This window comes from Shewanella sp. MSW, from assembly GCF_007636515.1.
GTDB lineage: Bacteria > Pseudomonadota > Gammaproteobacteria > Enterobacterales > Shewanellaceae > Shewanella > Shewanella indica.
Map to the genome: position 1 here is coordinate 352,203 of NZ_LVDR01000001.1, position 19,119 is coordinate 371,321.

General features: G+C 52.3%; 18 protein-coding genes. 6 read left to right on the forward strand and 12 right to left on the reverse strand.

All coding sequences use genetic code 11. From position 1 onward, the window contains the following. Nucleotides 1-394 precede the first annotated feature (394 nt). From AYI96_RS01495 to AYI96_RS01505, 3 genes are all read left to right on the forward strand, one after another. The gene (locus tag AYI96_RS01495) at nucleotides 395-1,387 is read left to right on the forward strand and encodes a glycosyltransferase (RefSeq protein ID WP_186299990.1); all 993 of its coding nucleotides are present in this window, start codon (nucleotides 395-397) and stop codon (nucleotides 1,385-1,387) included. A gap of 719 nt (nucleotides 1,388-2,106) precedes the next feature. Beyond that, entirely contained in the window at nucleotides 2,107-2,418 is a 312-nt protein-coding gene (locus AYI96_RS01500; RefSeq protein WP_039035919.1) for a hypothetical protein, read from the forward strand. Between the two features lie 195 nt (nucleotides 2,419-2,613). Further along, nucleotides 2,614-3,777, forward strand: a complete 1,164-nt coding sequence (locus AYI96_RS01505) for a hypothetical protein (protein ID WP_039035918.1) — start codon at nucleotides 2,614-2,616, stop codon at nucleotides 3,775-3,777. Between the two features lie 293 nt (nucleotides 3,778-4,070). Here the strand turns inward: AYI96_RS01505 and AYI96_RS01510 are convergent, their stop codons facing one another. The 12 genes from AYI96_RS01510 to hyaA all read right to left on the reverse strand — a co-directional run bounded on the left by AYI96_RS01510 (nucleotide 4,071) and on the right by hyaA (nucleotide 16,675). Further along, nucleotides 4,071-4,250 carry a hypothetical protein gene (locus AYI96_RS01510; RefSeq protein ID WP_100143774.1) on the reverse strand — a complete coding sequence of 60 codons (180 nt, stop codon included), beginning with the start codon at nucleotides 4,248-4,250 and terminating at the stop codon, nucleotides 4,071-4,073. A gap of 309 nt (nucleotides 4,251-4,559) precedes the next feature. Beyond that, on the reverse strand, nucleotides 4,560-4,907 hold the full coding sequence (hypA, locus tag AYI96_RS01515; protein ID WP_039035916.1) for a hydrogenase maturation nickel metallochaperone HypA: 348 nt from the start codon (nucleotides 4,905-4,907) through the stop codon (nucleotides 4,560-4,562). Next, the gene (gene hypE, locus AYI96_RS01520) at nucleotides 4,907-5,911 is read right to left on the reverse strand and encodes a hydrogenase expression/formation protein HypE (protein WP_071477384.1); all 1,005 of its coding nucleotides are present in this window, start codon (nucleotides 5,909-5,911) and stop codon (nucleotides 4,907-4,909) included. Before hypE ends, hypA begins: the two co-directional genes overlap by 1 nt. After that, complete coding sequence (hypD, locus tag AYI96_RS01525) at nucleotides 5,911-7,035, reverse strand: hydrogenase formation protein HypD (protein ID WP_144360846.1); 1,125 nt, start codon at nucleotides 7,033-7,035, stop codon at nucleotides 5,911-5,913. Before hypD ends, hypE begins: the two co-directional genes overlap by 1 nt. Beyond that, nucleotides 7,022-7,270: a HypC/HybG/HupF family hydrogenase formation chaperone gene (locus tag AYI96_RS01530; protein WP_025010286.1), complete on the reverse strand. Its 249-nt coding sequence runs from the start codon at nucleotides 7,268-7,270 to the stop codon at nucleotides 7,022-7,024. The genes hypD and AYI96_RS01530 overlap by 14 nt, the downstream gene beginning before the upstream one ends. Then, on the reverse strand, nucleotides 7,270-8,127 hold the full coding sequence (gene hypB, locus AYI96_RS01535; protein ID WP_093982777.1) for a hydrogenase nickel incorporation protein HypB: 858 nt from the start codon (nucleotides 8,125-8,127) through the stop codon (nucleotides 7,270-7,272). Before hypB ends, AYI96_RS01530 begins: the two co-directional genes overlap by 1 nt. Nucleotides 8,128-8,202: 75 nt before the next feature. Next, nucleotides 8,203-10,671, reverse strand: a complete 2,469-nt coding sequence (gene hypF / locus AYI96_RS01540) for a carbamoyltransferase HypF (protein WP_144360847.1) — start codon at nucleotides 10,669-10,671, stop codon at nucleotides 8,203-8,205. Next, nucleotides 10,671-12,554, reverse strand: a complete 1,884-nt coding sequence (locus AYI96_RS01545) for a NiFe hydrogenase (RefSeq protein ID WP_144360848.1) — start codon at nucleotides 12,552-12,554, stop codon at nucleotides 10,671-10,673. The genes hypF and AYI96_RS01545 overlap by 1 nt, the downstream gene beginning before the upstream one ends. Continuing rightward, nucleotides 12,541-13,140 carry a HyaD/HybD family hydrogenase maturation endopeptidase gene (locus tag AYI96_RS01550; protein ID WP_093982780.1) on the reverse strand — a complete coding sequence of 200 codons (600 nt, stop codon included), beginning with the start codon at nucleotides 13,138-13,140 and terminating at the stop codon, nucleotides 12,541-12,543. Before AYI96_RS01550 ends, AYI96_RS01545 begins: the two co-directional genes overlap by 14 nt. A gap of 7 nt (nucleotides 13,141-13,147) precedes the next feature. Continuing rightward, nucleotides 13,148-13,819, reverse strand: coding sequence for a Ni/Fe-hydrogenase, b-type cytochrome subunit (gene cybH, locus AYI96_RS01555; protein WP_100143765.1), 672 nt, complete (start codon nucleotides 13,817-13,819; stop codon nucleotides 13,148-13,150). Between the two features lie 12 nt (nucleotides 13,820-13,831). Next, nucleotides 13,832-15,535, reverse strand: a complete 1,704-nt coding sequence (hyaB, locus tag AYI96_RS01560) for a nickel-dependent hydrogenase large subunit (RefSeq protein ID WP_039035910.1) — start codon at nucleotides 15,533-15,535, stop codon at nucleotides 13,832-13,834. A gap of 3 nt (nucleotides 15,536-15,538) precedes the next feature. Further along, entirely contained in the window at nucleotides 15,539-16,675 is a 1,137-nt protein-coding gene (gene hyaA, locus AYI96_RS01565) for a nickel-dependent hydrogenase small subunit (RefSeq protein ID WP_039035909.1), read from the reverse strand. A gap of 322 nt (nucleotides 16,676-16,997) precedes the next feature. Here hyaA and AYI96_RS01570 point away from each other — a divergent pair, with 322 nt between their 5' ends. Genes AYI96_RS01570 through AYI96_RS01580 form a run of 3 tightly spaced genes read left to right on the forward strand, consistent with a single transcriptional unit; the run spans nucleotide 16,998 to nucleotide 19,063 of the window. Then, on the forward strand, nucleotides 16,998-17,495 hold the full coding sequence (locus AYI96_RS01570; protein ID WP_144360849.1) for a TlpA disulfide reductase family protein: 498 nt from the start codon (nucleotides 16,998-17,000) through the stop codon (nucleotides 17,493-17,495). A gap of 3 nt (nucleotides 17,496-17,498) precedes the next feature. Further along, nucleotides 17,499-17,723 carry a DUF4266 domain-containing protein gene (locus tag AYI96_RS01575; RefSeq protein WP_039035907.1) on the forward strand — a complete coding sequence of 75 codons (225 nt, stop codon included), beginning with the start codon at nucleotides 17,499-17,501 and terminating at the stop codon, nucleotides 17,721-17,723. Next, on the forward strand, nucleotides 17,714-19,063 hold the full coding sequence (locus AYI96_RS01580; RefSeq protein ID WP_144360850.1) for a DUF3570 domain-containing protein: 1,350 nt from the start codon (nucleotides 17,714-17,716) through the stop codon (nucleotides 19,061-19,063). The genes AYI96_RS01575 and AYI96_RS01580 overlap by 10 nt, the downstream gene beginning before the upstream one ends. Nucleotides 19,064-19,119 lie beyond the last annotated feature (56 nt).

Sequence of the window (19,119 nt, forward strand, 5' to 3'; positions counted from 1 at the left end):
TCCTCGTGGCTCGCAAAGTGTTTAGGGTGTTCTGAATTTCTGCCCTGAATTTCTGAATTTTGATTTGTTAACGGGTGTGTGGATAGATGTTTTTGTGGTGGTTTTGTGTGACTTAAATGTTTTGATTTTGTTTATTTTCATTGGGGTTTTTCTTGTTTTTTTACGAGTGTTTGAGGTGCTTTTGAATTGATTTGAAATATCAATTCACTTTTGATGGCGTCTGTCTTAGATTGAGCAGGCTTGAATCATTCTATCTTTAGCTACTAGTCTTAGATCTTAGTCAGACTAGAGTTATAGCAGAGAATTTGATGTTTTGTTAACGAACCCGTTTGAACAGTTAGGTGTAATGAAATATATTTTCGTGGTAAGGCATATATCTCCCGGTGGAGTTGAAATGGCAACATTGATATTAGTGAAAGAGTTGGTTGCCAGAGGTAATGAAGTTGAAGTTTGGAATTTAGGTGAGCAAAGTAAAACGGATTTGGAATGTTGGTCATCATGGGTCAATGTTAAGAAAATTAGCAAGGTTAAGCTTTTGCTTTTTAAGCGCTCCATTGTTAAGGGGGAGGTGATGGTTCTTGTGAATAATGCCGCAAGTCGTTACGCTCCGGTAAAAGGGGTTGTTTCTATTATTAATGGTGATCCCTTATATAAGTTTAAATGCAATAAATCTTTAATAAGTAAGTTCAAGGAACTTGTTAAAGTAAAGTTTTCTCTAGGTCGTAGGAAGGTTATTTTTATTTCTAAAAAGCTTGGTGATGAGATTGATGGATTTATTAAATGTCCAGTAAAACATATACCAAATCCTTTTGAGCCAGCTGTAATTCAGGCCAAAGCTAATGAACCATTAACTATGAGCTTGCCAGAAGATTTTATTTTACATGTTGGTCGGATCGCTCCAGAAAAACGCCAGGATTTACTGTTAAAAACTTATATTGATAACAAAGCATTACACCATTCAACGGATTTAATTTTTGTCGGGGCTGAGCCTAAACATGATGGTCCTATTACCTGTAAATTGCGCAAAATACTAGATCAATGTGATATTAGTCATCGCGTACATTTTTTAGGTGAGCTTAAAAATCCGTGGAATATCATGCAGAAAGCTAAGTGTCTTGTGTTGTGTTCAGAGTTTGAATCTATGGGGTATGTTTTGCTTGAGGCTATGGCACTTAAAATTCCTATTGTAGCGACAGAAGCTGTAGGTCCTCTTGAGGTATTAGGAGAAGACTTTGCGGGATTGGTTAAAGAAGGTGAAGATCTAGGTCTTAGAATCAAAGATGCACTAAATCATCCTGATAAATATATTAAGGAGTTACCTTCTAAATATAATAAAGACGAGGTGGTTGAAGAGTTTGAGTGTTTTATTGAATCACTATCAAATTGAATCTTTGTTGGTTGAATTTTATTTTTTTGATGATTGGGCTATATGAAAACATTGATTTTTAAATGAGCGGCTTGTATTCTCAGAGTATAGCTCTTTATTAGAATGAACGCGATTAACCGCCTAAGCAGCTCAATGGTGTTGCAGTTTTGTTGAGGGGTTGTCTTGAATGCATGTATGATGCCTGCCGGTGTATTTTTGATGATAAACGTATCGCTATTTAGTTAAATGAGCAGCCAAGCTGCAGGTGTGGTGAATATCCATCATGATAACTGGCTCAGGCTTGCCGCTGAATTTGGAAAACTATTTCCCGGGCCGATAGGGACGTTGCAATAACTCACTTGCTACTACGAACACTTATAGAGGCGACCACGGCATTTTGCAACCAGTTGTCAGTATGTTAAACCAGCCTTATCCCAAGGCTATTTATGTCAATCACAGTGATTGCAACCCTCTGAACCGGGGGGAGTATTACGGCTCAAATCTCTCACTTTTACTTGAAATAGGTTCGATTTCATCAAACTTCAGCCTCTCAAGGATACCTTTTACTTCAGTGTGCTCAAATTACTTGACGGTACTTGAACGCAAACAGAAATAAAATTAAGTTATTATTTTATGATGGGTGGCTTGATTCACGTGTGATTCTTACGCTCTCCATAGGGATAGATAAAAAATAATATAGGTTAAAGGGAAGCCGTTTCATCGAGAACAAGGAGAGTGTGATGCAAGAATTAAAGGGATTTTTGTTGTCTTCTCTGTTGGCATTGCTGGTGGGTTGCATTTGGGCGGCCTTGGCGGGCATTGTTGGATTACTCCTGTTGCCTTCCATTTTTCCATCCAAGGGGTGGTTGGATCTGACCTATATGTTAGTGGGGTCTATTTTGATGCTACAAGCATTGATCGCCGGATGTTGGGCCGGTTGGTTGAGGGGAAGCGGGGTATTGATTCGGCAAACGGTAACCCAAAATGCCTTTTGGAAGACCAACTTGTCTATTGCCATTGGAATGTTGCTGTTGTTTGCGTTATTGCATTAGTTTTCTGTATCCGCCAAGGGTAACCTTGGTCATCGAGTGGACCGTTAATACCCGCTTAAAATATCCTCAACCATATTGTTTTTTAATTGTTTGCGGGCTGTGAGTCTACTCACGTTTTGGGTTATCTTCGGTGGCAACAGTCGGCAAAATGATAAGATCCTCTTTTCTTATTATTGTCTGTATTGGTGGAGTGCCATGCGTAGTTTATGCTCTTGGAGTTTGGTTCTTTGTCTGTCGTTACTGGCTTCGGGTTGTTCATTGCTTGAGGTTAAATTGGAAAGCGGTATTGAGCCGCTGCCGCAAGAACAGTTGAGCATGCGGGTGTTTACCCGGGAATATGCCAGCAGCTTTTTTGCCGGAGTAGAACAAAGCGCCGATCTGATACTGCAGCGCTCTGATGATCTGCAGATCAAATCCAATGCCCTGATGTGGAAAATTAATGCCGAACAAACACTGGGACAAACCATTTTTCAGGTGTCGCCGCTAGCCGCCATGATAGACACTTGGGCTTTTACTGCTCAGATGGCGCAGTTTTTTGAGTCCGGTAATGGCAAGGCATTGTTTGGCGAGCAAACGCAACTGGCAGCCAACACCAGTCAGCAGTTGTTGGCTGATTATGAGCGCCGCATGCAAGGGCTGATGAGTAAAGCCGATTTTGATGCCAATCAGCAGTTTATCCGCGAATATGCCATGGCCCACCCGCTGTTTGATGTTAGCTTTCCGCGGGTCTCCGCGTTTAACGACTGGTTGAGCTTCCGTAAGATTGGCGAGTTTGATGCTGTGACTACTTTCGGCAGTGTGCCTGAGGTGATGAGCGATATGTCCGACCGTATGGCCATGCTGGCGAGCCAAACGCCAAAACTGCTTGGCTGGAAGGCAGAACTGTTTGCCCTTCACTCTAACATCAACTCAAAAGAGGTCCAGCAAACCCTAAAAGATATCAGCGAAACCTCGGCTAAATTTCAGCAGCTGATGAATGAAAGCCCGCAGTTAATGTCTGAGCTGGCAGTGGATCTGCGCCGCGAGCTGACGCCGCTGTTGGCACAATTGGATGCCAGTGCCGAGCGCAATCTGGCGCAACTGTCGGTTGAACGTCTGGCATTGGAAAAAATGGTGGAACGTGAGCGCATTGCGCTGGAACAGATGGTGGATAGAGAGCGCCAGGCCGTGACCAAAGAAGCCGACGCGCTGGTGCAACGTACTGTGACTCAGGTGTTTGAAGAGCTCACTGGCGTGATTAAAAGCCTGATCCTCTATATTGTGCTGTTCTTACTGGTAGTGTTCTTTGCGCCACTGGGCTTGGGTGTTTGGTTGGGCAAGCGTATCGGCTTGAAACAAGCCAGTATGACGAAGCAATAGTCAGTCAAATGGTGGCAAGTGTCTTATAGTGAGGCGTAGAAGGTAGCGTAAGTTGTATTAGTCGCAAGAGGGTGTTAACACGCGGCTTAGGACTTCAAACAGATACTTGCCACCACTTTTAAGCCCAACTGTCCGAGGGTATTTGCAGGGCTGGTTACTTATTTCTACAGATCAGCTTAACGTGTGCCTGCAGTTTCTTTAGGGCCCGAGGACTTACTCGTACCTTCCTTAGCTGTATTAGCTCATGTGTAGACTTGATGAAACCATAAGTATTTCGATTATAGTCCTTTTAATTAGATGATCTTTTTACCAAACTTATCCATTTTGCAATTGCATTTAGGACAAGTCCAACCACCCCACATCAGTTGATTTATATTTTGGGGGATACGAATCTTTGGCATTATTTCGCCGCATTCTGGGCACTTGATCTCATGTAAATTTATATCCATTTTAGACTGCTTGTTTTCAGTCATGGTGTTCTCCTTTTAAATTATTTTTGTGTTGATTTTTTTGGGAACTGGCATGCCAGCCGTCCTTGTGGTAGCCGCATGTTATAACTGGTTGAATCGCCTTTAAAGTAACCAAGTCATCTTAACAAAACAAGAGGTGTTATCTGCCTGGATAGTTTAGCAGTAAGCCGGCACAGGTTTTATTGGCGAAATAGCAGTAGTAAGAAAGGATAGAGGAAAGGGCCAAAGGCATTATTGAAGCGATAGCCCTTGGCCTTAAGTTTTACAAGTGCAGTTCAACACAGATAGCGGCGCCGCTTTGCTTGGGCAGGTTTAATCTGTAATTAACTCGAGTTGCATCAATAGCATATCTTCACCGTCTATGACCCGGGTATCCTGGCTGTGGCAGTGGGGACAGATGACGGTGCGCTCCTCTGGTGTGCTTTGCTGCCGGCACTGGTTGCAGGATAGCGTCAGCGGCGCTATGTCGATATCGAGCACGGCATCGTGACAGACACTGTGCTCACGAAAGGTGTTGAAGGCGGTGCGAACCAACTCAGGCTCGACGCCGCTCATGGCGCCTATCTTGATGGCGACCCGGGCAATGCCCTTGGCGCCGTGCTCGGCGGCGAGTTGCTGGCACTGCTCCATCAGGGCACTGACGATAGAGTACTCGTGCATCAACAGATCCTCGGCAATAGCTCGCCCTGTGGCAGATCCAAATAACGGCGACTTCCCCAGGCCGATTCCAGTACCACTTTACCCGGATGTTGTTCGCCTACTTCGCCTATTATGCAGGCCTGATCGCAATGACCGAAGCGGCGCATGATTTCGACCGCGCCTTCGGCGAGTTCGCGGGGCAGGGCGATGACAAAGCTGCCTTCGTTGGCGAGATCCCAGGGCTCAAAACCGTAGAGTTCACAGACGCCGCGTACCTCATCACAGACGGGAATGGCGGTTTCTCTGAGGGTAATGCCCTTGTTAGAGGCCTTGGCCCACTCGTTGAGCACAGCCGACAAGCCGCCGCGGGTGGCGTCACGCATGGCGTGGATCTCCAGATTGGCGGCGATCAGTTGCTCCACCACATTCCAGAGCACGGCGCAGTCTGAGCTGAGTTCAGACTCCAGCTCCAGCCCTTCTCGGGCACTCAGGATGGCGGCGCCGTGACGGCCTATGTCCCGCGAAAGCAAGATGGCATCGCCGCTTCTTAGTGCATGAGCCGAAATGCCCGGCTTGAGAATACGGCCCACCCCTGAGGTGTTGATGAAAATGCCGTCGGCGCAGCCTTTGGGCACTACCTTGGTATCGCCGCAGACGATGCGGGCTCCGCATTGAGACAGGGCATCGGCCATGCTGGCGACTATCTGTTTCAGACGGCTGATTTCAAAGCCTTCCTCTATGATAAAACCACAGCTTAAATATTGCGGCTCGGCGCCCATCATAGCTAAGTCGTTGACTGTGCCGGCAATGGCCAGCTTGCCGATGTCGCCACCTTTGAAGAATAGCGGCGCTACGGTAAATGAGTCTGTGGTAAAGGCGCAATCGCCGCCAAGATGCAAACAGGCGGCGTCTTCTTCGCGTCTGAGAATGGGGTTGTCGAAGGCATCGAAAAACAGCTTGTTGATAAGCTCAGCCATTTCCCGGCCACCGCCGCCATGGCTCAGTTGTACTCGTTTATCGGACATCAGTTTACTCCGGCATATCTGTAGTAGGCATTGCAGGCGCCTTCAGAGCTGACCATGCAACTGCCGAGCGGTGTTTGCGGGGTGCAGCCGCGGCCAAATACTTTGCAATCCTTGGGATTGGCCATGCCACGCAGAATATCGCCGCATTGGCAGGCCTTGTGATCGTCTATCTGTTTCACCGGCAAGCGCTCGGCAAAGTGTTGTTCGGCATCCCTGTGACTGTATTCGGGTTTCAGCATCAGTGCCGAGTCGGCAATGGGGCCAAGGCCGCGCCAACGAAAACTGGGGCGTACCTTAAAAAATTGCGCTACCTTTTGCTGCGCCAATAGATTGCCCTGTTCGCTGACGGCGCGTTGATACTGGTTTTCCAGTTCACAGCGACCGCTGACTTTCTGTTTGACCAGCGCGAGGATGGATTGCATGACATCAACCGGCTCGAAGCCCGAGACCACCACAGGGGTGTGATAACGTTCCACCGCCGGGCGATAGATGCGGGCGCCGCTGATAACGCTGACGTGGGCCGGGCCGATAAAGGCGTTGACCTTGGTCTCGGGGTGGCTCATTACCGCATCTATTGCCGGTGGTACCAGCACATGGTTGATATGAAACAAGAGGTTACTAAGGCCCTTGGCTTCGGCTTGCTCCAGCAGTACCGCCGTCATCGGCGTGGAGGTTTCAAAGCCGATGGCGAAATAGACTATGGTCTTGTCCGGGTTATCGGCGGCGATTTTCAGCGCATCGAGCGGAGCATAGACGGCGCGGATATCATGACCTTCGGCGCGCACAGAGGCGAGCGAACCCTTGGAGCCGGGAACCCGGATCATATCGCCCAGGGTCACCAGTATCACATCATCGAGACGGGCGAGGGCGGCGGCCTGATCTATCCGCTCTTTGGGCATGACACATACCGGGCAACCCGGGCCATGAATGAAATGGATATTTTCCGGCAGCAGCTGCAACAGACCATATTTCATTATGGTGTGGGTGTGGCCGCCGCAGACCTCCATGATATTGAGCGGCTCGGTCAGCTTGGGAGCCAGTGCGGCGATTTCCTCGGCCAGATTACGGATAGTGGCCGGGCAGCGAAAGCCGTCGTACAGTTGCCTGAGCTCAAGCTCTGCCATCTTCCGCCTCCAGTTTGGCCGCTATCTCACGGTACAGCGCCAGGCTCTCGGCGGCAGATTCGGCATCTATCTTGTTCATCACAAAGCCGATATGGATAAGCACATAGTCACCAATGGCAAGCGGTTCATCCAACAGATGGCAGCTCACTGTGCGTTTAACCCCCAGGGTCTCCACGGTAACGCTCTGACTTTCGGGGTGTAGCTCCACTACCTGGGATGGGATAGACAAACACATCAGCGGGCCTCCTTGGTGCGCTCGGCAAAGGCGGCGAGCTGCTTATCCAGCCACTGGGCGACCCGGGTCAAACTGGCGGGATCTTTGGTAGAGACTTCCAATACCTCGGCTTTGGGGTTGAGCTTACTCACCTGGGCACGGGCCTCGGAGACATCAAAGTCAAAGTAGGGCAGCAGATCGCACTTGGTCAGCAGTACCAGATCGGCGCGGTGGAACATTACAGGATATTTTTCTATCTTGTCGTCGCCCTCGGGGATGGAAACCAGCACAATATTCATGTGGGTGCCAACATCATAGCTGGCCGGACACACCAGGTTGCCGACGTTCTCGACAAAGCAGATATCCATGTTGTCAAGCGCTTGCTGGTGCAGGGCACCGTGCACCATAAAGGCATCCAGGTGGCAGGCGCTGCCGGTTTGGATCTGAATTGCTTCTATGCCCTTGGCCTTAAGGCGGTCGGCATCCCTCGAGGTTTCCAGATCGCCTTCAATGACGCAGTATTTTTTGTCTGTATAGGCACCGAGATGCTCCAGCAGGCTGGTTTTGCCGCTGCCGGGGCTACTCATGATATTGAAGGCCATCACCCCGTGGGATTCGAAGTGTTCCCGGTTGTGCTGAGCTTCGATGTCGTTTTTGTCGAGGATCTTGTGGATCACCGACAGTGTCTTGCTGTCGTTCAGCTGTGGGTTGGTGTGTACTGTGCCTTGGCTGTGAGAATGGCTGTGAGAGTGCTCATGGGAATGGCCATGAGAGTGACTGTGACCGTGCTTGTGATCGTGACTGTGAGAATGACCATGCTCGTGAGAATGATGCCCGCCGTTGCCCCTGGGCAGTGAACATCCGCAATCTTTACACATAATGAACTCCCTTTGGTTCCTTAATCTGAGCATGCGCCGCTTTGGCGGCAGATGCCTTGATATCAATCAGTAATTTCAACGTTCGACCAGGCTCTGTGTGAGCCCGGGTTGATGTAATCCATACCAGAGCTGCCCGAGGGCGATACCGCCATCATTGACCGGCACCAGGCCGGGTTTCAAGCGGTGAAATTCAAGCCGGGCGAGTTCCCGGTGGCAGTATTCACTGAGAAGCCTGCTTTGAAACACGCCGCCGCTCAGTACCAGCGGCAGATCTTCTATTCCTTCGGTCTTGAGCCAATCACGGGCCTTGAGCGCCGCGGCGATAATCCCTTTGCCTATGGCCTGAATAAAGGCCAGCGCCAGCAGTTCACTGTCCGGCTCGGTGCGCCAGGCTTGCAGCAGCGCCGAAAATAACGGCGCGCTTTGCCACTGCCCAAGCACCAGCTCGGCGCGAGTGTTTGTCGGTTCGAGCTCATGTTCGAGCTCATGTTCAAGCTTCAGCTCTAAGCCAAGCTTCTCGGCGCCTTGCTGTTTCCCGGCGGCAATGGCTCTGCGGGCAAGGGTTTCCAGGATAATCCCGGCCTGGCCTTCATATTGGCTGAGTCTCAAGTTCGCCAGCAGCGCGGCGGCGGCATCGAATAAACGGCCGATGGAGTGGCTCTTGGGGCCTATGCCACTGCTGGCGAGCTTGCCAAGGTTGGCCAGCTTGGCTGCGGGCTCGGCGGCAAAGACCGCCAATTGCTGTAATTCTTCAATGCCATGGTTTTGCAACAGCAGGCTATAGAGCAGGCGCCAAGGCTCGCGAATGGCCTGCTCGCCACCGAGCAGTGTCATCGGGCTCAGGGTTGCCAGGCGCTGAAAGCCCTGACAGTCGGCCAGCAGCAGTTCGCCGCCCCAGAGCTGGTTGTCATCTCCAAGCCCTGTGCCATCAAAGCTGAAGCCCAGCACCTTGCCGCTGTAATCATTGGCAGCCATCACCGCCAGCAGATGGGCGAAGTGATGTTGCACCTCAAGCTGCCGAGCACTTTGCCGCTCGGCCCAGCGGCTGGAGGCGTAGTCGGGGTGTTTATCGCGGATGATGGCCTCGGGTTCAAAGCGGTACAGGCGCTGGAAACTCTGCAAAGTGCGCTCGAAATAGCCTTCAGCCTCAACACTGAAAAGATCGCCGATATGGGGGCTGAGATAGAGCTGATTACCGATATTGAGCGCCAGGGTGTTTTTCTGTTGTGGGCCCACGGCCAGCAGTGACGGCAGCTTGTTGGAGCAGTTGTCTCCAGAGTCCTTACTCGCCAAGCTCTTGCTTGCTTTGTTCATGCTCGCCAAGCTTTTGCTTGGAAGGCTCAGCGGTGCATAACCGCGGGCGAGACGCAGTATTTGCAGTTCATCATCCAGCATCTGCACCACAGAGTCGTCACAACCGTTGATGATGGGGCGGTTATGATCCAATACTGCATCGACCACAGCCAGAGGCGGCTTGCCGAGTTGCTGCAGCACCTCGTCGCCGTCTGTGATAATCGGTTCGCCGGAGCGGTTGGCACTGGTGGCCACCAGCGGCCGCTGCAGACCATCGAGCAGCAGGGTGTGCAGCGGCGTATAGGGCAGGAACAAACCCAGCCGGTCGATATCCGGGGCTATGGCGCTGCTGAGTGCCGGAGCGTCAGCCTGGTGTTGCTTCTTGCCCATAAGCACTATTGGCCGCTCTTGACTACTGAGCAGTTGCCATTCGGCGCTTGAGCCTTCGGCATACTGTTTGGCGAACTCGACTGAGGGCATCATCAGTGCCAGCGGCTTGGCCGGGCGGCACTTGCGGCGCCTAAGTTCAGTGACTGCGTCATGATTACCGGCATCACAGATCAGATGAAAGCCCCCTAGGCCCTTGATAGCGAGGATTTTGCCCTGTTCGATAAGGGCAATGGTTTGCGCCAGCGCTTGCTCTCTCTTGGCGAGGATTTCGCCGCCTGTGCCACGCAGTGTCAGCTCGGGGCCACATTTTGGGCAACTGACCGGCTGGGCGTGATAGCGCCTGTCCATAGGGTCTTCATAGGCTTGGCGACAGGCATCACAGAGCGCAAAGCCCGCCATGGCGGTATTGTGTCTGTCGTAGGGTAGGTTGCGGATAATGGTGTATCTGGGGCCGCAGTGGGTGCAGTTGGTGAAGGGGTAACCGAAGTGGCGATTGTTGGGATCGCGTATCTCGGCCAAGCAGGCATCGCAGCTGCTCTTGTCGCTGCCCACAGTGACTATGGCCGCCGCTTGCCCCGCACTGCTGTGCGCTATGGTGAAATCCTGTAAGTCCTGCACTTGGGCATGGCTGACGGTGAGTTCATCAATGCGGCATAGCGGTGGGCGCTCGGTATCGAGCGCGGCTCGAAAGCCTGCCAGCGCCATCTCCGGACCTTGCACCAATATGCTGACGCCCTGGCCATCGTTGAGCACATGGCCCGTGAGCTGAAAGCGTTTTGCCAATTGGAAAATCCAGGGGCGAAAACCCACCCCCTGGACTATGCCTTTGATATTGAAGCTTTGGGCAACAAGCGCTGTCATCAGCGCCTCCTTTGCCTGAGCCAAAGTGCGCCGGCGGCGAGCAGGGCGCCGTCGAGATCGAGCAGCTGACTGGCCGCCAGCGGGAAGTTTTTGCCGATGCGGATGGCGATTCTCTTGCTCAGAACCGGGTTGACCATGGCGCTGCCGGCCAGAAACACACAATCTATGCCAACGCTGAGATCCAGATGCTCGACCCAGTTGGCCAGATAGTCGGCCAGTGAATCCTGGGCGGCGAAGCAGAGCTTGGCGGCATCTGTGTCGCCGGCGAGGCGGAAACTCATGACAGTGCCCAGCGTTTTGCACCAGTTAAGGCCGCGCACCGCTTCGCCTTTGGCCAAGGGGTAATCGATTCGCGGTGCGTTGGCGCCCTTGTAACTCATGGCGGCGGCAATAAAGGCATCTTTAAGCTCTGTGGCCGACTGGCCCTGTTGCCCGAGCCCACTGATGATGGCGATAACGGCCCACAGTGCATCCAACCCGGGGAAGACAGATAGCTCGCGACTGCCAATATCCAGCAGGCGGTTATAACACTCGGGGAATTGGTTTTTGAATTTTTGCACCACAGTGCGCTGCGGACTTTGCTCCAGTGCGTGTACTATTTCATAGCCGCTGGCGGGCAGTTGAGTCAGTTCAAAGAAGCACTCTTGTTTGCCGTCCTTATCCAGATAGCGTATTTGTGATGGATTCGAGCCGCTGAAATAGAGCAGTGCAGCTTTTTTTATACCGCAGAATTCGGCCTTAAGCGCGTTGAAAGCGCATTCGGCGCCGTGCTCTGTGGCCACTTGCCAGATATTAGCGTCATTCTCCGTGGCCGCTCTCAATACAATTTGCGGCTCTTTTTTGTTGCCCAGGTTTTGGACGGTCGCCACTGAATTGCCGAACCTTGCCTCATCGTGCAGGGTCTCCTGCAAAGCATGGCCTGAGCTTACCTTACTCAGCTGCGCCTGGTGAGCATAGAGCGGCAGATAGTGACCGGCTATCCAGCATAGCTCTACACGGGATGGCTGGGATAACTCAACCGCAAACAGATAGTCGCAGCCCTTGATACGCAAATACTCGCAGATGATCAGCAGCAGTCTGCTATCGGCAAACGCCACTGAGTACAGGGGCTGTGTGAGCCTGGGGTGCTGCGAGCAGGGCCTTAACCGCAGCGCAGGTTTTTCCATCGAAGAAAGCGCCAGCACTTCGGCATCGCTCAGCAGGAAGTGGGCGTTGAGGCTATTGGGATTACAGCAGATAAGTGTTTGGCCGTTGGATATGTCCTGAGGCATATCATCTTGTTTGAGACTCAGTTTTAGGCGCCGATTGCCGCTGTCGGTAAGCGTGAGCGATTTGCCCTCAAGCAGTTGCTCGGCCATGGCACGGATATCGCTTGGTTGCAGGGCGCAGAGCTCCGGCTCGGCCAATACCGCCTCTTCACCATGACAGTGGGGGCAGGGCAAACGGATATTGGCAAAATCAGGGTGTTGGTTATCGCCCAAACGTGGCTGGCAGTGCTGACAAAACGCCAGGCTCGGCCGAGTGGCTGCATTGGGAAGTACGTCGGCTAAAGCCAATGGTGTGGCGGCGCCGAGCCTTTCCTCTGCCAGTAAAATACGTGAGTCCAGTAAGCTGGTGCTCAAGAGAAAATCACCTGCAATCTCATCGGCGAGCTGCTCAAGCTCACTCTGGCTCCCCTCTGCTTCGAGAATATATCGCCAGATGATCCTGGGCGCTTGATGATTGTGCTCAAGGGCGGCAGCAGCGCTTTGCTTGGCCGCTGATTTCAGCGGCAACAGGGCGATAGTGATATTCAGCTTATCGTAATTAAGATATTGGTTACATAAATGCCCATACCAAGGCTGCTGCGAGGCGCAGTCAAATTCGAATCTAACGAGTTTCATGGGATGTTTCCGGCAGTTTGTCTTCTTCATCGACCTTTGCAGTTACAGACAGCTTTGGGCGATAGGAGTGGGGAATAAGGGCTTCTATGTCAGTGTTACCGGTTTTTTGGCATTGCCAGCCAAGGTGCTGCAAATAGTTGATAAGCGTGGTTTCCATCAAGGGCACGGCGGCGGCAATTTGCGGTGTGAGCCCAAGGGTCATGGGTTCAATCACGGTTGGGGTGATCCCAAGCACCATGGTGTGGGGCCTGTCGCCAAGCATCTCCATCATAATCAGGGTTTGCAGCATTTCCACTTCATGGGCGCTGCCTTGCCAGTCGATTTCAGGGGGAGCCTTATCGAAGTCGAAGAAATAGACTTCGCCGGGTTTGGCGCCTGCGGCATTGACGGTATCGACCAAGAGCAAAGCGTCGTACTTGGCGATGATAGGGGTAAGCCCCTGTGCCAGGGTGCCGCCGTCGAGGAGATCGAGCTGATCGCTTGGGTGAGTAAATTGGTAGTTTTCATTGAGGTAATTGACAAAATGTACGCCGATACCTTCATCGGCGTACAGGACATTGCCAATACCCAGCAGCAATATCTTCATCTGACCTCTAGTGCTTGTCCGGGTGATAGTCATAACCCGAGACAATAGAGTCCACTGAGTTATGTTTGAAGCGGATACCTGTCCAGACCGCCATATAAACGTGGATAACCACGAAGATGACAAAGGCCCAGGTCAGATAGTGGTGCCAGATCCTGACCATAGCCAGGCCACCCATCTGCGCCGTGATCCAGCCGGAGATATCCCACAGCCAGCCGCCCATACCTTGATGGTAGACGTTGGCATAGAGTACCAGGCCGGTAATACAGATCACCGCAGCCATTACAGACACTGCCAGATAGGTCATAAACTGCAGTGGGCCATAGACACCGGCCTTGTTCAGCTTACCCATCCACAGATAGGACTTGAGCTGAACTATCCAACTCTTCAAGCTCATCACATCCCGAAACGAGCGCCGCTCAATATCGCTCTTACTGAAGAAGAACAGATAAGCTCGGGCCAGGGTAATGGCACAGAGGATAAAGCCGAAGATCAGGTGGGCAAAGCGGATCCAGCCTTGCACCAACACATCACTGGACTCGGGCGCCACCAGAAATGGCCAGGCGATATAAAAGCCTGTCACTACCAGTACCAAAATGGCCAGCGCTCTGAGCCAGTGAAATATCCGGATCGCGGCGCTGAATACTATCTCCTGTTTATAGGAAACACTCGATGTAGCCATGACGCTTCCTCCTTAGCGGGCATTGGGATCGATACGGAATTCGCCCAAAGACTGCCCCTTGTAATCCATCACGTGTACGGCGCAGGCCATACAGGGATCGAAAGAGTGAATAATGCGGATCACTTCCAGTGGCTTGGTGGGGTCTTCGAGCTTTAAGCCTATCAGTGATGCCTCATAAGGTCCCATCTGTCCGTTGGCGTCCACGGGGCCTGCGTTCCAGGTGGTGGGCACCACGGCCTGATAGTTTTCCACCAGTCCCCCTTTGATGCGGATCCAGTGACTGAGCATACCGCGAGGTGCTTCGAGCATGGCGTGGCCGACATATTCCTTGTTACTGTCAAGTTCAGGCTTGATATAAGTGCTGTCGTCACTCTGGATATTGGTCAGCAGGGCATCGAAGGTGCGCAATCCCTCTTTGGCCACAATCGAGGTTTGCAACATGCGCGCTGCGGTGCGGCCAAGGGTGGTGAACAGGGCCTCAATCGGCAAGCCGGTACGTTGCAGCAAACCATTGACGGCATCGACCACCACTTGATTGCCTCTGGCATAGTTCACCAGCATACAGGCAAGTGGGCCCACTTCCACAGGTTCACCCTGGTAGCGAGGCGATTTCACCCAACTGTATTTGTTGTCGCCATCCAGGGTTGGCAGTTTGCCGTAAACCGTATCGCGCTCAACAAAGCCGGTGTAATCCGGAATTGTGGTGCCATCGTAAGGGTGTTGCGGCTTATCGGCCTTATACCAGGCGTGGGTGACGTCTTCGGCAATCAGATCCGGGTTGATATCGCTGACACCGGCCAGGTCGCCCTTGAGGATAACCCCTTGCTCAAACAGATATTCACCATCAGCAGTGACAAAGTCGTTGGTGGCCATAAAGCTCTTGATGTTAACGCCGCCCAGTACCGAGGCTTCGCCGCCGAAGGCTTCGGCCGCCATTACGATATCGGCCTTGTAACCACGTTCAATAAAGTCGGCCACAATGGCATGTTTTTGTTTCCATTCCTGCAATCTAGCCGGGCTCAACATGTCACGCACCGAGGTGACACCGCCGACCACCAGAGACTGAGGGTGAGGCTGCTTGCCGCCGAAAATCGCCATCATCTCTGCCGCGACTCGTTGTACTTCCAATGCCTTAAGGTAGTGCGACAGGGCGATCAGGTTCTGCTCTGGGGTGAATTTATAGGTGCCGTTACCCCAATAGGCATTGGCGAAAGGTCCAAGCTTACCGGTTTCAACAAAGCCCTTGACTCTCTCCTGAACGGCTTTGAGCTCGCCTTCACCGGCAGCAATCGGCTTGTCAGTGTATTTGAGTGCCACCTGGGCCGCCTTGGCGGGATCGGCACTGAGAGCGGAAACCACATCGACCCAGTCCAAACCATGCAGATGATAGAAATGTACTATATGGTCGTGCATGATCAGCGAAGTATGCATCAAGGAGCGCAGATAGCGGGCGTTGAGCGGAATTTTCATCCCGAGGGCATTTTCCACCGCTTCGGTGCCGCAGCGATAGTGGGAATAGGTACACACCCCGCAGATCCGCTGCACGATAAGGCCCACATCCATAGGCGTACGGCCCTTGAGGATCACCTCAATCCCGCGCCACAGGGTGGAGGAGGACCAGGCTTTTTGTACCACGTTGTTTTCATCGACTTCCACCTCAACACGCAGATGGCCTTCGATACGGGTAATGGGATCTATGACTACACGTTGGTTCATTGATTAATCCTCCTTCGAACCGGCAAACAGACTGGCAACCGCATGGGCGCCGATACCCACCACAGTGGCACCGAGAATGACAGCGCCTATGGTATCGGCGGTGGCATCCAGGCCATGCAGCAGTTGTCTGCCAAGAGGTTTTTCAAAGTCAGCCATATCATCCCAGAAATTGGGCTCAGAGCAGCCCATGCAGCCATGACCGGCCAGCACAGGCCAACTGGTATGGTGATTGAAGCGCTCGGTCGGGCAGTTGTTGTAGGTGTAGGGACCCTTACAGCCTACCTTGTAGAGACAGTAACCTTCTTTGGCGCCGGTATCACCGAATTCCTCGACAAATTCACCGGCGTCGAAACGGCCGCGGCGTTCGCAATTGTCGTGCACCCTGGCACCATAGGCCCACTTGGGCCGATTGAACATGTCCAGGGCAGGGAGCTTGCCGAACATGATGAAGTACATCAGGGTGCCGACAATATTCTTTTCACTCGGTGGGCAGCCACCCAGGTTAATGACCGTTTTGTTGACCACTTCATGGACACCCTTGGCACCGGTTGGGTTGGGCGCGGCGGCCTGAACCCCACCGAAGGCGGCGCAAGTACCCACGGAAATTATCGCAGCAGCGCCTTCGGCGGCATGCTTGACAATTTCGAGCCCGGTGTGGCCTTTACAACCGACCGTTAAGAAGGCGCCGTTGTTGGCCGTTGGCACGGCCCCTTCAACCGCCAGCAGGTAGTTGCCTTTGTAGGCTTCAAGGGCGTGTTCCAGATTCTCTTCTGCTTGCCAGCCGGCGGCAGCCATCAGGGTCTCGTGGTATTCCAGTGAGATATGATCGAAGATCAACGAATCCAGATTCGGGGTATCGGCGCGCACCAAGGATTCGGAGCAACCAGTGCACTCCGCCAGGTGTAACCAGATCAGAGGTACCCGATCGGCCAGTTCAGCGGCTTCGGCCACCAGATTGGAGAAGGGCAATGGCAGCGCCATCATGGCGGTAACCGAAGCACTCCACTTCATGAAATCACGGCGGGTCAGGCCGAGTTCCAGCATACGTTCCTGTAAAGATTTGTCCTGACGGGCAGGCAGCTGGCGCAACTTCTCCAGCCGTTGCCGTCCTTGCTCGTAAAGGGCTGCATGTGTGTCCATGGTTGAACCTTTTATTTATAAGAATGTAATAGCTTTTAACTCACACAAATCACGCCTATGAGTGTAGGTCGCAACAGAATGATTAAAGTTGATATACGTCAAGATTTCTGCCGGGGTGTGATTTTTGATAAGTTTACTTTTTAATTACATGATCGGGATCAAAATGGTACGACAAGGGATTGGACAAATTGTCCAACTATCCCTTTTGAGGCATTTGAGATTTGTTATTTGCCAAACTTAAAATCCTTATCTATCCGTTTTATAGCTATTTTTTCAAAAACTGGAAATTGTGGGCTGCCAGTGAATCGAGAGGGTTCGACCTATGAGCGTCAAAAAATTGCTGCCACTGCTACTTGTGATACTTTTGTTGGCCTTTTGTGGTCAAGGGCATGCTAAACCGTTACAGTCCCCATTGGCACTGGCGTTAAGCCGTGATGATGGTACTCAAGTCAGCCTCAATGACTATAAGGGGAAGGTGATTTATCTGGACTTTTGGGCCTCGTGGTGTGCGCCATGTCGCAAATCGTTCCCCTGGATGCAGCAGATGTATCACAAATACCGAGAGACGGATCTCGCCATAATCGCGGTGAATCTGGACACTGACTCCCAATTAGGTAGAGAGTTTCTCCAGCAACTGGATGCCGACTTTGATGTGCTTTATGACCCAGAAGGGCGGCTGGCACGCAGGCTGGACTTGCAGGGGATGCCCTCAAGTTTTCTATTTGACCGGGATGGAAAACTGCTCGGTAGCCATGTTGGTTTTTTCACCGAGCGACAAAGCCAGTATGAGGCTGAACTCAAGCGTGCGTTAAAGGAGTAACAGATGCGTAGGATTCGTTTATTGGGCTTATCGCTTATTATCACTCTTGGGTTGACAGCTTGTGCTCAACTCGGGGTTGAACCTTGGGAGCGGGATCAGTTGGCGAGGGAGGATATGTCGCTGGCGCACGAAAGGCTGGACTTGGCACTGGACGATCATATCTACTTCAGCAAAGAGGGAGCCAGTGGTGGCCGCGCATTCGCCGGAGGAGGCTGCGGATGCAATTGAAGCGGCAAAAGGGCGAAACCAATATTGCCGCAGCGCTGACACTGGCCAGCAGCTCACTGCTTGCCAGTGTTGCGACGTATGCCGGAGATGATAACCTCAGCTATCCGGATAACAGTGCCGACAAGGCTACCGATTGGCAGTTGGAAGCCGCATTGATGTTTTATGGCGAGCAGGACAGGGTGGCAACTCTTGAGGGAGTTCTGCTGGCTAAAGGCGAATTTGATGACAGCAGTGGCCTGGATATCAAACTGGTGTTCGATAGCCTGAGCGGCGCATCGGCCACGGGCGCCGTGGTGCAGCAACAGAGCCAAACCCTGACCCGGCCTTCGGGCAACGGCGAATATCAGATAGCCGCCGGTGAGCAGGTGTTGGATGACAGCTTTGATGATAAGCGACTGCAACTGAGTGCCGATTGGTATAAGTTCTTTGAAAATAACTGGCAGCTGGCAGGCGGCTTTTATGGCTCACGGGAATATGATTACACTTCGCTCGGGGTCAATGGCGTGCTGGAGCATAGCTTCAACAAGAGCAACAGTACCGCGTCCCTGGCGTTGGCTTACGGCCTGGATACCATAGATCCGGTCGGCGGCCGACCTTTGCCGCTTGCAACCATGGCAAGAAGAGTGGATTACGACTCGGAAACGGCCTTCAGGCAAGCCTTTGAGGCAAGTCGAGAAGGCGGCTCGGATCATAAGCAAACCCTGGATCTGCTGCTGGGTTTTACCCAGGTGCTCAACCGTCGCTGGCTGTTGCAGGGCAACTATGGGTTTTCCCTGGTTAAGGGGTACCAGACAGATCCCTACAAGGTGCTGAGCCTGGTGGACAATCTGGGTGTCACCCAGAGTTACCTTTATGAATCCAGGCCAGACTCACGGCAAAAGCAAAGCCTGTTTTTGCTGCTCAAGGGGGCGCTTGATAGGGGCGTGCTGGATCTTTCCTGGCGCTACACTTTCGATGATTGGCAGCTGGATTCTCATACGCTGGAGAGTCACTTCAGGCACTATTTCTCTGATGGCTTCTATGGTCAGTTGCACCTGCGTTATTACCGCCAGAGTGCGGCATCCTTTTATCGGCCCTTGTTGCTCCAGAATGAGGGCTCAATGCCCGGCTATTCAGCTGAATTCGCCAGCGCAGACCACCGCCTTGGTGAGCTGCAAGCCTATACGGTCGGAGTTAAGCTCGGACATAAGCTCAGCGAGGGTCACGAGCTCAGCTACCGCCTGGAATATTATCAGCAGCAGGGTGAAAACAACGGCACCTTACTGCCCGGTGAGCTTGGTAATATGCAGCTGTTTCCAAGACTCAGGGCAGTGATTGCCCAGCTCAGCTACCGTTTTTAGTTAATAGACAGTAGAGGAAAGCTGCCTTTGATTAAGAGCCACACCTCAGCGCCAGA

What these genes read in the sequence shown, in the direction of transcription:
- AYI96_RS01570 (WP_144360849.1), top strand. Translation starts at nt 16,998, where the DNA reads ATGAGCGTCAAAAAATTGCTGCCACTGCTACTTGTGATACTTTTGTTG.
- AYI96_RS01580 (WP_144360850.1), top strand. Translation starts at nt 17,714, where the DNA reads ATGCAATTGAAGCGGCAAAAGGGCGAAACCAATATTGCCGCAGCGCTG.
- AYI96_RS01545 (WP_144360848.1), bottom strand. Translation starts at nt 12,554, where the DNA reads ATGAAACTCGTTAGATTCGAATTTGACTGCGCCTCGCAGCAGCCTTGG.
- cybH (WP_100143765.1), bottom strand. Translation starts at nt 13,819, where the DNA reads ATGGCTACATCGAGTGTTTCCTATAAACAGGAGATAGTATTCAGCGCC.
- AYI96_RS01550 (WP_093982780.1), bottom strand. Translation starts at nt 13,140, where the DNA reads ATGAAGATATTGCTGCTGGGTATTGGCAATGTCCTGTACGCCGATGAA.
- AYI96_RS01510 (WP_100143774.1), bottom strand. Translation starts at nt 4,250, where the DNA reads ATGACTGAAAACAAGCAGTCTAAAATGGATATAAATTTACATGAGATC.
- AYI96_RS01495 (WP_186299990.1), top strand. Translation starts at nt 395, where the DNA reads ATGGCAACATTGATATTAGTGAAAGAGTTGGTTGCCAGAGGTAATGAA.
- hypF (WP_144360847.1), bottom strand. Translation starts at nt 10,671, where the DNA reads ATGACAGCGCTTGTTGCCCAAAGCTTCAATATCAAAGGCATAGTCCAG.
- hypB (WP_093982777.1), bottom strand. Translation starts at nt 8,127, where the DNA reads ATGTGTAAAGATTGCGGATGTTCACTGCCCAGGGGCAACGGCGGGCAT.
- hyaA (WP_039035909.1), bottom strand. Translation starts at nt 16,675, where the DNA reads ATGGACACACATGCAGCCCTTTACGAGCAAGGACGGCAACGGCTGGAG.
- hypA (WP_039035916.1), bottom strand. Translation starts at nt 4,907, where the DNA reads ATGCACGAGTACTCTATCGTCAGTGCCCTGATGGAGCAGTGCCAGCAA.
- AYI96_RS01500 (WP_039035919.1), top strand. Translation starts at nt 2,107, where the DNA reads ATGCAAGAATTAAAGGGATTTTTGTTGTCTTCTCTGTTGGCATTGCTG.
- AYI96_RS01505 (WP_039035918.1), top strand. Translation starts at nt 2,614, where the DNA reads ATGCGTAGTTTATGCTCTTGGAGTTTGGTTCTTTGTCTGTCGTTACTG.
- hypE (WP_071477384.1), bottom strand. Translation starts at nt 5,911, where the DNA reads ATGTCCGATAAACGAGTACAACTGAGCCATGGCGGCGGTGGCCGGGAA.
- AYI96_RS01530 (WP_025010286.1), bottom strand. Translation starts at nt 7,270, where the DNA reads ATGTGTTTGTCTATCCCATCCCAGGTAGTGGAGCTACACCCCGAAAGT.
- hypD (WP_144360846.1), bottom strand. Translation starts at nt 7,035, where the DNA reads ATGGCAGAGCTTGAGCTCAGGCAACTGTACGACGGCTTTCGCTGCCCG.
- AYI96_RS01575 (WP_039035907.1), top strand. Translation starts at nt 17,499, where the DNA reads ATGCGTAGGATTCGTTTATTGGGCTTATCGCTTATTATCACTCTTGGG.
- hyaB (WP_039035910.1), bottom strand. Translation starts at nt 15,535, where the DNA reads ATGAACCAACGTGTAGTCATAGATCCCATTACCCGTATCGAAGGCCAT.